Source organism: Methylobacterium sp. J-072 (assembly GCF_022829425.1).
In the GTDB taxonomy this organism is placed as follows: domain Bacteria; phylum Pseudomonadota; class Alphaproteobacteria; order Rhizobiales; family Beijerinckiaceae; genus Methylobacterium.
Map to the genome: position 1 here is coordinate 113205 of NZ_JAKSYK010000180.1, position 13887 is coordinate 127091.

Annotated in this window: 12 protein-coding genes and 1 pseudogene; 6 read left to right on the forward strand and 7 right to left on the reverse strand. The window is 68.7% G+C overall.

What is annotated here, in order from left to right; all coding sequences use genetic code 11:
• The first annotated feature begins 36 nt into the window (after nt 1-36).
• Entirely contained in the window at nt 37-747 is a 711-nt protein-coding gene (locus MKK67_RS21905; protein ID WP_243969386.1) for a hypothetical protein, read from the forward strand.
• A 130-nt stretch (nt 748-877) separates the two neighbouring features.
• Here the strand turns inward: MKK67_RS21905 and MKK67_RS21910 are convergent, their stop codons facing one another.
• Complete coding sequence (locus tag MKK67_RS21910; protein WP_243969389.1) at nt 878-1150, reverse strand: hypothetical protein; 273 nt, start codon at nt 1148-1150, stop codon at nt 878-880.
• Between the two features lie 34 nt (nt 1151-1184).
• The gene (locus MKK67_RS21915; protein WP_243969391.1) at nt 1185-2003 is read right to left on the reverse strand and encodes a universal stress protein; all 819 of its coding nucleotides are present in this window, start codon (nt 2001-2003) and stop codon (nt 1185-1187) included.
• Between the two features lie 215 nt (nt 2004-2218).
• On the opposite strand from MKK67_RS21915, the gene MKK67_RS21920 reads away from it, so the two are divergent.
• Together MKK67_RS21920 and MKK67_RS21925 are read left to right on the forward strand one after the other, a co-directional pair.
• On the forward strand, nt 2219-3037 hold the full coding sequence (locus MKK67_RS21920; RefSeq protein ID WP_243969393.1) for a universal stress protein: 819 nt from the start codon (nt 2219-2221) through the stop codon (nt 3035-3037).
• The gene (locus MKK67_RS21925) at nt 3037-3681 is read left to right on the forward strand and encodes a DUF1003 domain-containing protein (RefSeq protein ID WP_243969395.1); all 645 of its coding nucleotides are present in this window, start codon (nt 3037-3039) and stop codon (nt 3679-3681) included. Before MKK67_RS21920 ends, MKK67_RS21925 begins: the two co-directional genes overlap by 1 nt.
• A 57-nt stretch (nt 3682-3738) precedes the next feature.
• Here MKK67_RS21925 and MKK67_RS21930 read toward each other — a convergent pair whose 3' ends face one another.
• Nucleotides 3739-4056: a c-type cytochrome gene (locus MKK67_RS21930; protein WP_243969716.1), complete on the reverse strand. Its 318-nt coding sequence runs from the start codon at nt 4054-4056 to the stop codon at nt 3739-3741.
• Between the two features lie 119 nt (nt 4057-4175).
• Complete coding sequence (locus MKK67_RS21935; RefSeq protein ID WP_243969718.1) at nt 4176-6674, reverse strand: phosphoketolase; 2499 nt, start codon at nt 6672-6674, stop codon at nt 4176-4178.
• 183 nt (nt 6675-6857) lie between these two features.
• Between MKK67_RS21935 and MKK67_RS21940 the strand changes: the two genes are divergently transcribed.
• Together MKK67_RS21940 and MKK67_RS21945 are read left to right on the forward strand one after the other, a co-directional pair.
• Nucleotides 6858-8003, forward strand: a complete 1146-nt coding sequence (locus MKK67_RS21940) for an acetate/propionate family kinase (protein WP_243969397.1) — start codon at nt 6858-6860, stop codon at nt 8001-8003.
• A 244-nt stretch (nt 8004-8247) separates the two neighbouring features.
• A complete protein-coding gene (locus tag MKK67_RS21945) occupies nt 8248-8898 on the forward strand; it encodes a BON domain-containing protein (RefSeq protein WP_243969399.1) in 651 nt (216 codons plus the stop codon).
• A 165-nt stretch (nt 8899-9063) separates the two neighbouring features.
• Here MKK67_RS21945 and MKK67_RS21950 read toward each other — a convergent pair whose 3' ends face one another.
• The 3 genes and pseudogenes from MKK67_RS21950 to MKK67_RS21960 all read right to left on the reverse strand — a co-directional run bounded on the left by MKK67_RS21950 (nt 9064) and on the right by MKK67_RS21960 (nt 10354).
• Complete coding sequence (locus tag MKK67_RS21950) at nt 9064-9369, reverse strand: tautomerase family protein (RefSeq protein WP_409568429.1); 306 nt, start codon at nt 9367-9369, stop codon at nt 9064-9066.
• Nucleotides 9263-9520: pseudogene (locus MKK67_RS32975) on the reverse strand (hypothetical protein); the annotation flags it as partial. The gene MKK67_RS21950 and the pseudogene MKK67_RS32975, both read right to left, overlap by 107 nt.
• 285 nt (nt 9521-9805) lie before the next feature.
• Nucleotides 9806-10354, reverse strand: coding sequence for an HNH endonuclease (locus MKK67_RS21960; RefSeq protein WP_243969402.1), 549 nt, complete (start codon nt 10352-10354; stop codon nt 9806-9808).
• Nucleotides 10355-11205: 851 nt separating this feature from the next.
• Here MKK67_RS21960 and MKK67_RS21965 point away from each other — a divergent pair.
• Entirely contained in the window at nt 11206-13887 is a 2682-nt protein-coding gene (locus tag MKK67_RS21965; RefSeq protein ID WP_243969404.1) for a DUF3772 domain-containing protein, read from the forward strand.

Sequence of the window (13887 nt, forward strand, 5' to 3'; positions counted from 1 at the left end):
ATCGCCCGCTACGGCCTCCCTCAGGAGCCCCTCGTGATGACGCACGCCCGGATACACGGCCACGACCGGACCACCCTTGCCCTGATCTTCAACCATCCGACCAGCGAGAATCTTGAATGGCGGGAGGTCGTGGCCTTCGTCGACAGGATCGGGACCAGCGAGGAAAAGCCGGACGGGAACTGGAGCCTGAGCCTCGGCGGTCGGACGCGGACCTTCCCCCAGCCACCGCGCAAGGACATGGACCCTCGCGAGGTCGAGCGGTTGAGGCTCCTGATGGAGGAGGCCGGCCTGTCAGCACATGCCACGGAATTGATGACGCCCAGCCCGGCCGCAGGTGAGAGCGATGCCCTGATCGTCGTCGATCACCATGAGGCGCGGATCTATCGCCTCGACCCCGGGACCGTAGGCGAGACGACCGATACCACGCTCAAGCCGTACGATCCCCACGGCCACATCCACCACCTCGCCCACAAGGAAGGTGGGAACTACCGCGGCCAGCGTGCCCCGGAGGACATGGCCTTCTACGACGGGATTATCGCGTCGGTCAGGGACGCGCCGCGTATCGCGATCGTCGGCCACGGCACCGGCAAGAGCAGCGCGATGTCGGTCCTGTCGCGGCGCCTCGGCGAGCACCATCACCAGGCGCAGGGACGCGTCGTGGCAACAGCGACCGTAGACCTCTCGGCGGCGACGGACGGACAGTTGCTGGCGCTCGGTCGCGAGATGCTGAACCGGAGTGACCGGTGATGGCCGTACGGGTTTCCACCGCCCCTGACGGCGACCTGACGCTGCAGGAGGCGGCATGCCATCCACGGAAGCCCGTCGCCTCGGGATCGCCGTAAGTGTCGCCGTCTGCGGAGACCAAGGCTTGAATTGCCTAGGCGACGCGCCGACGATGGTGGCTACCCGTACTGTGCCCATCGGTAGATCTGGGGGCGGTCCCGATCCTGTTGGCCTGCAGGCAGACCTCGTCCTCGTCGATTTGGCGGAGCGCCTCGACGAGATGGTCACGTTGCTTGATCAGGGCTTCGACGGCGCGGGGCAGATCCTTTTGACGCTCCTTCTCGCCATGGCCGAACGCGGGCGTCGACCGTGCAGGCATGGAGGTCACCGTAGATGCCGGGCTGGCGTCGGCCTTGCGGTGGATCAACGACCTCGCCGGATGTCGATCCACCGGATGGCGTTCAGTGGGACATCAGGCAGCAGACCGGGCTGTGGTCGAGCAGGTTGCGGGTAACGCCGCCGAAGAACCATTCCCGCAGGCGGCTGTACCCGAAGGCCCCGCCAACGATGAGGTCCGCCTTGAACCCCTCGGCGGCGTCGAGCAGGGTCTCGGCCGTCCCGCCACCGTTCGGGACCTTGAGAACCCCCACGGCCTTGACGCCGTGCAGGCCGAGATAGGCCACGACATCGTCCAACTCGGTCCGGTCGCCGTCCTTCGCGACTTGGACGACCTGGACCTCGTCGGCGAGCTTGAGGAACGGCATCGCATCCGAGATCGCCCGCCGACTCTGCGGGGTGTTCTTCCAGGCCACCACCGCGCGGGTCGCCAACAATCGTTCCACGCCGTGCGGCACGACGAGGACCGGCCGGCCCGCCGCCATCAGCGCGTCGCCGGGTCCGACGGCGGCCGCGAGATGCGGTCCGTCGTTCTTACCCTGACGTCCGACGACGACGAGATCGGCCGCCCGCGATTGCTCCGCGAGGAACGTCAGCGTTTCCCTGAGCTCGGAACGCCACTCGATCCGCTCCGTCGGCCGGGCCGCCAGGCGGAAGACCTCTTCCGCCTGGCGCAACTCGTCGAAGGCTTTCTGACGGAGGTCCTCGATCCCGTAACCGGTCGGCACGGACGTTTCCCCGAACCCCCGCGGGTAGTCCGGTCCCCACGCTGCGACGCCGATGAGGCGTGCATCGAGCCGTCGCGCGAGGTGCGCGGCCAGCCCGATCCGCGGAGCCGCCCGCGCCCCGGGATCCACGGCGACGATGATGCTGGCATACGACATGGGGAACCTCCGGTGACGAGGGGAGGACCATGCCGGTTCGACGGGCATCCATCGTTGATCCAGCGCAAACCCAACTCGCGGACACGAAAGGCCAGGCGTCGTCGTCCGCAGGCGATGGTCCGGGACGATTTCGGGCCCTGCCCTTGCGATGGGTCAAAGCCGGCGCCCCGGGGAACTGGCATTCTCGGACTTTGCCGAAGGGAGCCGTCCCATCCATGACCTTCGCGAGCATCATGGTCTCCGTCGACCTCGCAGGCGATGCGGGCGGACGGATCGCGATCGCAGCCCGTCTCGCGGATGCGGTCGGGGCCCGGACGATAGGCGTCGCCGCGCAGGCGCCCGACCATGTCACCGCCCAGGTCGGTCCGATGGGCGCCTCGGCCCTCCTGCCGGCCCTTTCGCGACGGGCCGTCTCGGACGGGCTCGCCCAAGCGCAGGAGTTGTTCCGTGCGGCCGTCGGCACCCGGAGCCGGGTCTCATGGCGATCCGCCCTCGAACCCGGGCTCGCCTTCCTGGCGAGCCACGCCCGAGCCGCCGACCTCGTCGTGGTCGGGCGGGGATGCCCGGACGGGGCGACCGGATGCCCCTTGCCGCTCGACGCCGCCTCCGTGGTGCTCGTGGCGGGACGTCCGGGACTCGTCGTGCCGCCCGGCATCGATTACCTTGAAGGCCGACGCGTGATGGTGGCGTGGAAGGATACGCGGGAGGCCCGTCGCGCGGTGCTGGACGCGCTTCCGATCCTCCGGCTGGCGGACCGGGTCGACGTCGTCGCGATCACGCACGAGGACCGGGTTTCCGGCGCCGCCGACGTGGCGACCTACCTCTCGGCACAAGGGATCCCCGCGACTTCCGCCGAGCACCCGTGTGAGGGAGGCAGCGACGCGGAAGTCCTGCTCGACCTGGCGTCCGAGGGCGCGACGGACCTGATCGTCATGGGGGCCTACGGTCATGGGCGCCTGCGAGAGGACGTCCTCGGCGGCGTCACCCGGGAGGTCCTGCGCCACTGCCCCGTCTGCAGCTTCCTGAGCCATTGATGACCGAGCACCTCCTGTCGAGCGGCACGGTCCCTCTCGCCATCCAGGCAAGCACCGATCACGCAGCAAAACCACCCGTCGATGGCGCGGTCACCCAGCTTGCCCGGCAGTTGATGGAGGCCGGTCTGGAAGGGCTGTCCGAGCGCGAGCGTAGAGTCATCCTCCACATCGCGAAGCGGCAGCATGTGGCCCGGGACGTGAACAGCGTCCTCGTCGAGCGCCAGACGTTCGGGGAGCGTCTCGCGGATCGCGTGGCGCAGATGGGCGGGTCCTGGGGGTTCATCCTGGTCTTCACGGGCATGCTCGTCGCATGGGTCGTGGTGAACACCGTCGTCCTGGCCCGAGCCGGCGCCTTCGACCCCTATCCGTACATCTTCCTGAACCTGATCCTGTCGATGGTCGCTGCCCTTCAGGCGCCGGTGATCCTGATGTCGCAGAACCGGCAGGCGGCGAGGGACCGGCTCGCCGCCGGCCTCGACTACGAGATCAACCTGAAAGCGGAGGTCGAGATCATGGCCCTGCATGACAAGCTCGACCGCATTCGGATGGAGCGTCTCGAAGGCATGCTGGCCGAGCAGTCGACGCAGATCGAGGCCATCGGCAGGGCGGTCGATGCAGACGCCGCGAAGCCGACGCCTCCCTGACGGGCCCCGATGTTGGCTTCCTATGGATTCTGGTCAGACGCCTTCATCGCGGGACGCTTATCGTTCCAGGGACTTGAGGTAGGCCAACACGTCCGTGATCTGGTCGGGCTCAAGCTGGAACTGCGGCATGGTCGGATGCCCGGTGGTGATGCCCTCCGCCAGGGCCTCGCCGAGATCCTCGATCGGATACCGCGTGTGGAGGTCTCGGAATGCGGGCGCGACGGCCAGCGGGCTCTCCCCGATCCGTCCGACGGCATGGCAAGTGGCGCAATTCGCCCCGACGAAGGTCTTACCGCGTTGGACCTGTCCGTCGGTGGCGGCCGCCGCGGTCTCCATCACTCCAGTCAGGAGAAGCATCGATAAGGCAAGGCGCATGGACACGGGAAGGCTCCGGGTTCGGTGGGTCGTGGATCCGGCAAGGGCCATCGGCCCGACGGGCCGGGACGCGCGCGCGACCAAGCCTCCCGCCGCACCGGACCCCGGGGCTGCGACGCCTAGGTCGGCTGGCGGTCCGGCCCGGTCTCGTAGTCCACGACCTCCCTCACCATCCGCAGATCGAACCCGACGCCCGCGGTCCGTGTGCCGGCAAAGGTGGACGCATCCGTCCAGGCCCAGTCGCGCACCTGCGGCAGGTCCTCCCCGGTGCGGCAGACGTGTTCGCGGTGCAGCGCCAGCAGGTCCCGCAGTTCCTCCTCGGCGCGCTCCACGCACGGCCCGAGCCCCGACGTCCACTTCAGGGCGGCAAGCGCGAGGTGGTAACGGTCGAGCCCGTTCAGCACCGCCATGTCGAAGGGGGTGGTGGTCGTCCCTTCCTCGACGAAGCCATGCACGTGGATGTTCGCGTGGTTGGTGCGCCGGTAGGTCAGGCGATGGATGAGCCAGGGATAGCCGTGATAGGCGAGCACGACCGGCCGGTCCCGAGTGAACAGGCTGTCGAAGGTGGTGTCGTCGAGTCCGTGCGGATGCATGTCGGGCGAGGGCAGCGTCATCAGGTCGACGACGTTCACGACCCTGATCCGGATGGCCGGGATACGGTCGCGCAGCCACGCGACGGCCGCCAGCGTCTCCATCGTCGGGACGTCCCCGGCGCAGGCCATGATGACGTCGGGCTCGCCGTCGCCGTCGTTCGAGGCCCATTCCCAGACGCCGATCCCGGCCGCGCAATGCCGGGCCGCCTCGTCCACGCCGAGCCACTGCAGGGCGGGTTGCTTCCCGGCGACGACGACGTTGATGCGGTCGTGCGTGCGCAGGCAGTGGTCCATCACCCAGAGCAGGCAGTTGGCGTCCGGCGGCAGGTAGACCCGCGCCGTGTCGCCCTTCTTGTTCGCGACGAAGTCGATGAAGCCGGGGTCCTGGTGGCTGAACCCGTTCTGGTCCTGGCGCCAGACATGCGAGGTCAGCAGGATGTTGAGCGAGGGCACGGGCTTGCGCCACGCCAGCGCACGGGACGCCTTCAGCCACTTCGCATGCTGGTTCACCATCGAATCGACGATGTGGATGAAGGCCTCGTAGCACGCGAAGACGCCGTGGCGCCCGGTGAGCAGGTAGCCTTCGAGCCAGCCCTCGCAGAGGTGCTCGGAGAGCACCTCCATCACCCGTCCCTGGCGCGCTAGGTGCTCGTCGGTCGGCAGGATGGCGTCGCGCCAGACGCGGTCGGTGACGTCGAAGACGGCATCGAGGCGATTGGAAAGGGTCTCGTCCGGTCCCATGACACGGAAGTTTCGAGCCGTCGCGTTGAGGGCGAGCACGTCGCGGAGGTATCCGCCGAGCACGCGGGTCCCCTCTGCCGACGCCGTGCCGTGGGACGGCATCGCGACGGCGTAGGCGGCGAGTTCGGGCAGCCGTAATTGCCTCGGATCTCGTCCGCCATTGGCATGGGGATTGGCGCTCAAACGGCGGTCGCCGCGCGGATGGAGCGCGGCCAACTCCGGATTCAGGCGGCCCGCATCATCGAAGAGCTCGTCGGGCCGGTAGGATCGCATCCAGGTCTCCAGGATCGCGAGGTGCTCCGGGTTCTCGCGCAGGGCGGCCACGGGCACCTGATGCGACCGCCAGGTTCCCTCCACCGGCTTACCGTCGACCGTCTTCGGCCCGGTCCATCCCTTCGGGCTTCGCAGCACGATCATCGGCCAGCTCGGCCGTCCGACATCGCGGTTCGGGGCGCGTTCCCGGATCTCGGCGATGCGATCGAGGGCGTAATCGAGGGCTGTCGCCATGGCCTGGTGCATCGGACCCGGATCGTCGCCTTCGACGAACAGCGGCTCGTAACCGTAGCCGACGAGCAGACTTCGTAGTTCCGCCGCCGGCATCCGCGCGAGGATCGTTGGGTTGGCGATCTTGTAGCCGTTGAGGTGGAGGATCGGCAGGACGGTGCCGTCGCCGACGGGATCGAGGAACTTGGACGCGTGCCAGGAAGCCGCCAGCGGTCCGGTCTCGGCCTCGCCGTCGCCAACCACGCAGGCGACGATCAGGCCCGGGTTATCGAGAGCGGCCCCGAAGGCGTGGATCAGGGAGTAGCCGAGTTCGCCACCCTCGTGGATCGAGCCCGGCAGTTCCGGGGAGGCGTGGCTCGGGATGCCGCCGGGAAACGAGAACTGCCGGAACAGGCGGCGCATCCCGTCGGTGTCGGAGGCGATGTCCGGATAGACCTCGCCGTAGGTCCCATCGAGCCAAGCATTGGCGACCAGCCCGGGCGCGCCGTGCCCCGGTCCCCACACGGCCATCATGTCGAGGTCGCGCAGGACGATGGCCCGGTTGAGGTGGGCGTAGATGAAGTTCAGGCCCGGCGTGGTTCCCCAGTGGCCGAGAAGGCGTGGCTTTACATCGGCAAGGGAAAGTGGCTCGCGCAGCAGCGGGTTGTCGAGCAGATAGATCTGGCCGACCGAGAGATAGTTCGCTGCCCGCCAGTACGCGTCGATGGCGTCGAGGCCGGTCGGCCCGAGCGGACCAGGCACGAAGTCCAGACCGGCCACCTTCATGCCGGTGCCTTGCATCCCGGTAACTTGGCGGTCGCCTCTCGGATCGTTCACGATAGGCATCTCGGACTCCCGGGCACTGCGGAGCGACTCGGCGCCCCGTCCGACCCTCTGGTCGCATCCCCGACGCGCGGGCGCTTTGATCTGGATCACGCCGCTCCCCGCCGAGCCGTGCCAGTCAGGGCCTCTCCGGAGATGCGCATGATCCTCGTCCTCAATGCCGGGTCGTCCAGCCTGCGATGCGCCCTGTTCAGGGACGGCGAGGACATCGCCGTCTGGCGCGTGCACGTCTCCGGGATCGACGGTGACGTGCACCTGACCGTCACGGGCGACCTCGACCTCGACGACGCACCGCCCGGGGGCGATCTCGGCGCCGTGGTCGGCTGGCTCCTGGGGCGCCTGAGGCGAATGCCACATCTCCACCTCCGGGCGGTCGGGCACCGGATCGTCCATGGTGGAGCCCGACACCGCGGTCCGGCCTGCATCGATGCCGGTCTGCGCGCGGAACTGGAGGCGCTGGTGCCGCTGGCCCCGGGCCACCAGCCGATGGGGCTCGCCATCATCGCCGCAGTCGATACGGCTTGGCCCGGCCTGCCGCAGGTCGCCTGCTTCGACACCGCCTTCCACCGGACCCAGGACCGTCTAGCCCAGATCGAACCGATCCCGCGTGCGCTCACCGAGGACGGCCTTCTGCGCTTCGGTTTCCACGGGCTGTCCTTCGCCCACATCGCACGCGTACTGCCAAGCTTGATCGGCGAAAGGGCCCGGGGACGCGTCGTCGTCGCCCATCTCGGTCACGGTTCCAGCCTCTGCGCCATGGCGGAAGGGCGTAGCGTCGCCACCACGATGGGGTTGACCACTCTCGGGGGAGTGATGATGGGGACCCGTTCCGGCACCGTCGATCCGGGCCTCGTGCTCCACCTGATCCAGGCGCGCGGCATGTCCGCGTCCGAGGTCGCCGAAATGCTCAACCGGCGCTCGGGCCTGCTCGGTGTCTCGGGCATCAGCGATGACGTCCGGGTCCTGCAGACCAGCCGGGCGCCGGAGGCCCGCGAGGCCCTCGACCTGTTCGCCTACCGCATCGTGCGCGAGACCGGCTCTCTCGTTGCCGCCCTCGGCGGCCTGGACGCCTTCGTGTTCACCGGCGGCATCGGCGAGAACGCTACAGCCATCCGTGCCGATATCTGCGGACGTCTGGCGTTCCTCGGACTCAAACTCGATCCGGGTCGCAACGAGCAAGGTTGCGCGCGCATCGACCGGGACGATTCGTCGGTTCCAGTCCTGGTCATCCCGGCCGACGAGGAGCGAGAGATCGCCGACGAAGCGAGACGGCTCATCGCGGATTGAAGAAGGACGACGATGGCCGGCGCTGTGTCAACGAGCCGACTTGGCGACCGTGCCGGCCCACCGATCAGACCGGCAAACCGTCCGTTCTGATCCTTGCGCTGGATCAACGACCGAGCCGGTCGCGCCACCTACGTTCGCCGGATGCCGGGACACGCTTCGACGTGGACGCTGGAAAGCCTCGCATCGGACGGGGTCGAAAGTCCTCCCCTAGATCGTTGAACCCGCCGCGCCCAAGGAGTCCATCATGTCCCATGACACCAGCTTGCAGCATCGCGTCACGGCCGAGCTTATCTGGGACCCGGCTGTGACCTCATCGGAGATCGGCGTCACGGCCAAGGACGGCGTGGTCGCGCTCTCCGGTCAGGTCGACACTTACGACGAGAGGATCGCTGCCGAGGCCGCCGCCTGCCGCGTCAGGGGCGTCAGGGCCCTCGTCCAGGAGATCGAGGTCGTGGTGCCTTATGCCCGCAAGCGGTCCGACGAGGACATCGCCGCCACCGCCATCGCGCGCTTGGCATGGAACGTGGCGGTGCCGCCGGATAGCGTCCTCGTGAAGGTTTCGAAGGGTACCGTCACCCTCACGGGCGATGTCGACCACCGCTTTCAATCCGAGGTCGCCGAGCGCGAGCTCAGGCAATTGTCCGGTGTCATCGCGGTCAACAACCGCATCGTGGTCAGGCCGCAGGTCGATGTCGAGGCCGTCAGCGACAGCATCAGCGAGGCTTTGGACCGTTCGTGGCTGTTCGATCCCAAAACCGTCACCGTCAAGGCGGAGGGCGGGACCGTCTATCTCGGAGGCACCGTCCGCTCGATGCAGGAACGGCGCCAGGCGATGGGCGCGGCTTGGGCCTCCCCGGGTACCACGGCCGTCGTGAACAGCATCGGCGTCGTCTGAGCGAAACACGCCGTCCAAGCCGGGGCTGGCCTTAACGACTGCGCTTCCTCGTCCGGGCCTAGATGTGCGGTGCCGGCGAATGTCGCCAATCGCCCGCTACCCCTCTTCCTGGTATCGAGGGAGTATCACAGGTCGCTGCATGAATCTCGCTTCGGTCGAGCTTGCTCAGGAAGGTTCTTTGACGAGTGACGCCTCGCCGTTGCCGAACGACCAATCCTCGGCGGAAACCGGTACGAGGTTGATCACGACGTCCTCCCGATGGACATCGAGCCTCTCCTGCAGCGCATCCGTCACCTGCCGGTAGGAAGCCGCCCTTCTGTTCGAGCGATCGGCCCGTGACGAGCGTGACTTGGATGACGATGCATCCGGCCGATCGATGGATGCCGAGGAAATCCGGATCGAAGATAAAGTTCGCAGGTTCGTGTTCGGCAATGACCTGGAAGCGGTCGCCGACCGGCGCCCTGAGGACATCGATCGTGGCCTGGTAGACGATCATGCCGACTAGCCTGCCCCCATTTGGTGGCCCAGGTTCGAAGTTAGTGCATCGTCGGGCGGGGCGATGACCCCGGCTATGGTCCAGCCCCACACCACCGGCGAGATCATCATCGTTGGCGGCATCCATCGCCTGGCCGTGGCGAGGGCGAAGGGAGCGGCAGCTGTGCCGATTCTGTTCGAGCCCTAGCACTTGCCTTTCCTGCAAGCCAGGCTGCCAAGCCTTGTCGTCCTCGCGACGCATTCGGCCTGAACGAAGATGATCGATGTGATGACGAACGGCCGGGAAGACCCCTGCCGTTCGTGTGTTTCGCTTAGGGACGTCGCACGCTTATGGGGTGTAACGTGACATCTTTATGGGGTGTTCGACGCCCTTATGGGGTGCACGACAGCACGACAACTCGGTCACCCCGCCTCAGCTCTCCAGCTCGCTGTCCCAGTACAGGTAGTCGAGCCAGGTGTGGTGGTACTGGCGGTGGTCGAACTCGGGCTGGCGGTGGTGCAGCTCGTAGCGGGTCGGCCGGCGCGGCTCGGTGGCGAGCGGCATGTCCGCCTCCTGCGGGGTGCGGTTGGCCTTGCGTAGGTTGCAGGGCGAGCAGGCCGCCACGACGTTCTCCCAGCTCGACAGGCCGCCCCGGGAGCGCGGCACCACGTGGTCGAAGGTCAGGCCGCCCGAGGGCAGCCGCAACCCGCAATACTGGCAGCTGAAGCCGTCGCGCAGGTAGATGTTGTAGCGGGTGAAAGCCGGGCTGCGGGCCAGCGTCACGTAGTTCTTCAGCGCCACCACGCTCGGCACCCGCAGCGACCGCGACGGCGAGCGCGCCTCGACATCGTAGCTCGCCACCAGGGTGACGCGATCGAGGAACAGGGCCGTGAAGGCGTCCTTCCACGACCACAGGGACAGCGGATTGTACGAGAGCGGCCGATAATCCGCGTTCAGGACGAGGGTTTGGAGATCCATCATCGGCGCGACTCTTCGGACTATCTCTGACGCGGGTAACGCGCGGGAACGCGCCGGCGCCCCACCGGCCCGTCCGACGCGGCCAGGGGCCGGCGCAGGAGGGGCCGGCGGACGGGGCGTCGGCTCGGCGGGAGAGGCGGAAGGAGCAACAGGGCGGCGGGCCGGCGCGCGGTGACGCCAGTCGGTGCGGTAGCAACCGGAACGCGGCCGGGCCGGACCGGCGTCAGAGCCGGCCGAACCCTTTCGCGTGACGACGAAAAGGCCCTGTCCATACGGTGTTCATCTAATCCCACCGTGACACCCTTGTGAAGCTTTTCCCGCAGGGTCCCGGGGACGCACCCACAGCGGGGCCTCGGGGCCGCCGATCCGGGCCGCGAAGTTCAGACATCTCCGACGGCCGAGGCCACACACCCCTCCCTCCCCCCGCAGAGGCTACGACGTCCACGCATCGGCCTGTGTCGAGCGCGACGCGCGCTCCTCCCCCTTGCGGGGAGGAGTTGGAGGTGGGGGTAGTTCAGGATCGCGCGTGACGGTGCCTTCTGCACCACCCCCACCCCTGACCCCTCCCCGCAAGGGGGATGGGAAAACGCGTGGTGCTTCAGGCGCTTGCTGCCGAACGCGCTGTGTGAATCCGCGAGCCACCCCGAGGCGAGGGTGGGCAGGGGCACGGTTTCGCCCTATTGGAAGCCCACAGCCCCCGCTCTCAGGCTTTGATTCCACGCGCTCGCTGACGCCGGACCGATGGTCCCTTCGGCGGTGAGCGATCGAGAAGGCCCGCGCGGTCCCCGGTGACCGCCGGTCCGCCGAGGCCGGGCTCCGACCGCGCGCCCGGCGCGCCCGACGAGAGGTAGCCTATGATTCGCACGCGTGTGCGCTCCCGGAATCTGAACGACGCCCCGCGTCGGCCCGCCGTGCTGGCCCTCGTGGCCGCATTGATGCTGGCGATCCCGGCCGCCGCGCCGCCCGGTGCCTGGGCTCAGGGCGAGACGCCGGCCGGGCAGCCCGCGGCGGCCAAACCCGCGGACTCCAAGCCCGCAGACTCCAAGCCGGCCGATGCGAAGGCGTCCGAGGCCAAGCCCGCCGAGGCCAAGCCCGCGGCGCCAAAACCCGAGATGTCCGAGCAGCTCAAGGCGGTCCGGGCCAAGCTCGACGCCGCCAAGGCCGAGCTCGAGGCCCGGGAGAAGCAGCTGGGGCATACCGACCTGAGTGCCGCGGACCTGGCGGCGATTCGCGACAGCGCCGCGACCGTCACCGAGGAGATCCGCGCGCTGATCACCCGGCTCGACACGCCGCTGGAGGCGGCGCGCGAGCGGTTGGCTCAGCTCGGCCCGAAGCCGAAGGACACCCCGGAGAGCGCGGACGTCGCCGAGCAGCGCGTCGAGCGCGAGGCCGCCGTGGCCCGCATCGACGAGACCCAGCGGCTCGCCCGCTCCCTGCAGGTGCAGGGCGACCAGATCATCGACCGGGTCTCGAACCGCCGGCGCGAATCGTTCACCCGCGACCTGTTCCAGCGCTCGCAGCCCCTGGTCAGCCCCGGCCTCTGGGCCAAGGTCATGGCCGACGTGCCGCGCGACACCCGCTCGCTGCAGAGCGCGGTGTCGGATATCGGGCTGCTGTTCTCGCGCAACGGCAGCATCGGCAACCTGCTGTTCCTGGGGCTCGCCTTCGGGATCTCGATCGCGCTGTATTTCGGGCGCCGCAACATCGCCCCCCGGGCCGCCCGGCGGGACGCGGCCACCACCGAGCCGTCGCGGCGCGCGACCCTGCTGGCCGCCTGGCGGGTGATCCTGCTCGGCACGGTGCCGGCGGTGGCGGGCTCCTACGCGGTTTATTACGCGCTGGACGCCACCAACCTGCTGCCCTCGCGGCTGCTGCCGGTGGCCGCCGCGATCCTGGGCGGGCTCGCCTTCATCGCCTTCGTGGAGGCCCTGTGCGACGGGCTGCTCAGCCCCGACAAGCCCGCCTGGCGCCCGGCCCCGGTCGGCGACGCGGCTGCCACCCGGCTGACCCGGCTCGCGGTCGGCATCGCCACGGTGCTCACCGTGGTGAAATCCGTCGAAGCGCTCAATTCCGGGATCTCGGCGGCCCTGCCGATCTCGATCGCGACCCGCGGCATCGGGGCCGTGGCGACCGCGTTGATCCTGGCGATCGGCCTGCACCGGTTCGCCGATACCGAGCAGGAGGAGGAAGCCTGCTTCGGCCCCTACGTGCCGACCAAGACCACCACGGGGCTCGGCGGCCCGGCCCGGCTCATCGGCTGGGCCGGGGTGGCGCTGATCGGGGTCGGGGCGCTGGTCGGCTACGTCGCCTTCGCGGCCTTCCTGATCGACCAGCTGATCTGGGCCGGGGGCGTGCTCGTCCTGCTCTACCTGCTGGTCCAGAGCGTCGACACCTTCATCGGACGGGCGCTCACCGACGAGACCCGGCTGGCCACCGCCCTCCAGGCCAATACCGGCCTGCGCAAGCGCTCGCTGACCCAGATCTCGGTGCTGGCGACCGGGGCCGCCCGGGTGGTGCTGATGCTGGTGGCGGCGCTGCTCGTGCTGGCGCCCTGGGGGCTCGATTCCACCGACATCGTCTCGTCGATCCGGCAGGCCTTCTTCGGCTTCAAGGTCGGGGACGTGACGATCTCGCTGTCGAGCATCGCCTTCGGCATCGGCATCCTGGTGCTCGGCGTGTTCGTCACCCGGGCGGTGCAGCGCTGGCTGGAACTGACCTACCTGCCGGCCACCGACCTGGACGCCGGCCTGCGCAACTCGATCACCACCATCGCGGGCTATTGCGGCTTCCTGCTCGCCCTGGCGCTCGCCTTCTCGTATCTGGGCCTCAGCCTGGAGAAGCTGACCATCGTGGCCGGCGCCCTGTCGGTGGGTATCGGTTTCGGTCTGCAATCGATCGTCAACAACTTCGTCTCCGGCCTGCTGCTGCTCTGGGAGCGCCCGATCCGGGTCGGCGACCAGGTGGTGATCGGCGACTCGGAGGGCATCGTGAAGCGCATCTCGGTGCGCTCCACCGAGATCCAGACCTTCGACCGCTCGTCCGTGATCGTGCCGAACTCGAACCTGATCTCCGGGGTGGTCAAGAACCGGGTGCGCGGCGACCGCTCAGGGCGGGTCAGCATCACGGTCAGCGTCCTGCGCAACCAGGATCCGGTGCGGGCCGCCGAGATGATCACGGCCTGCGCGCAGGCCCATCCCGACGTGCTGCGCGACCCGGTGCCCCGGGTGGTGTTCAAGAAGATCGGCGACCCGTTCCTGGACTTCGAGCTGCTGGTCTGGATCGTCGATGTCAGCCTCGGCCAGAAGGTCCAGACCGACCTGAATTTTTCCGTGTTCTCGACCCTGTCGGAGGCGGGCTTCATCCCGCCTCTCGGCCCCGGCGCCAGCATCGTCACCGTGCAGGGTTTCGAGGCGATGCAGGCCGCCATGGGCGAGATCGCGAGCCGGTTCGGGCAGCCGGCCCCGGAATCGGAGGTATCCGGGACATCGCCTGCCCAGCCGCAGCGCGACCGCGGCCTCCGGAGCGCCGGGGGCTGA

Excerpts from the sequence above, each read along its gene's own strand:
- MKK67_RS21930 (WP_243969716.1), bottom strand. The coding sequence starts at position 4,056 with ATGCGCCTTGCCTTATCGATGCTTCTCCTGACTGGAGTGATGGAGACC.
- MKK67_RS21940 (WP_243969397.1), top strand. The coding sequence starts at position 6,858 with ATGATCCTCGTCCTCAATGCCGGGTCGTCCAGCCTGCGATGCGCCCTG.
- MKK67_RS21915 (WP_243969391.1), bottom strand. The coding sequence starts at position 2,003 with ATGTCGTATGCCAGCATCATCGTCGCCGTGGATCCCGGGGCGCGGGCG.
- MKK67_RS21925 (WP_243969395.1), top strand. The coding sequence starts at position 3,037 with ATGACCGAGCACCTCCTGTCGAGCGGCACGGTCCCTCTCGCCATCCAG.
- MKK67_RS21945 (WP_243969399.1), top strand. The coding sequence starts at position 8,248 with ATGTCCCATGACACCAGCTTGCAGCATCGCGTCACGGCCGAGCTTATC.
- MKK67_RS21905 (WP_243969386.1), top strand. The coding sequence starts at position 37 with ATGACGCACGCCCGGATACACGGCCACGACCGGACCACCCTTGCCCTG.
- MKK67_RS21965 (WP_243969404.1), top strand. The coding sequence starts at position 11,206 with ATGATTCGCACGCGTGTGCGCTCCCGGAATCTGAACGACGCCCCGCGT.
- MKK67_RS21935 (WP_243969718.1), bottom strand. The coding sequence starts at position 6,674 with ATGCAAGGCACCGGCATGAAGGTGGCCGGTCTGGACTTCGTGCCTGGT.
- MKK67_RS21950 (WP_409568429.1), bottom strand. The coding sequence starts at position 9,369 with ATGTCCTCAGGGCGCCGGTCGGCGACCGCTTCCAGGTCATTGCCGAAC.
- MKK67_RS21920 (WP_243969393.1), top strand. The coding sequence starts at position 2,219 with ATGACCTTCGCGAGCATCATGGTCTCCGTCGACCTCGCAGGCGATGCG.
- MKK67_RS21960 (WP_243969402.1), bottom strand. The coding sequence starts at position 10,354 with ATGATGGATCTCCAAACCCTCGTCCTGAACGCGGATTATCGGCCGCTC.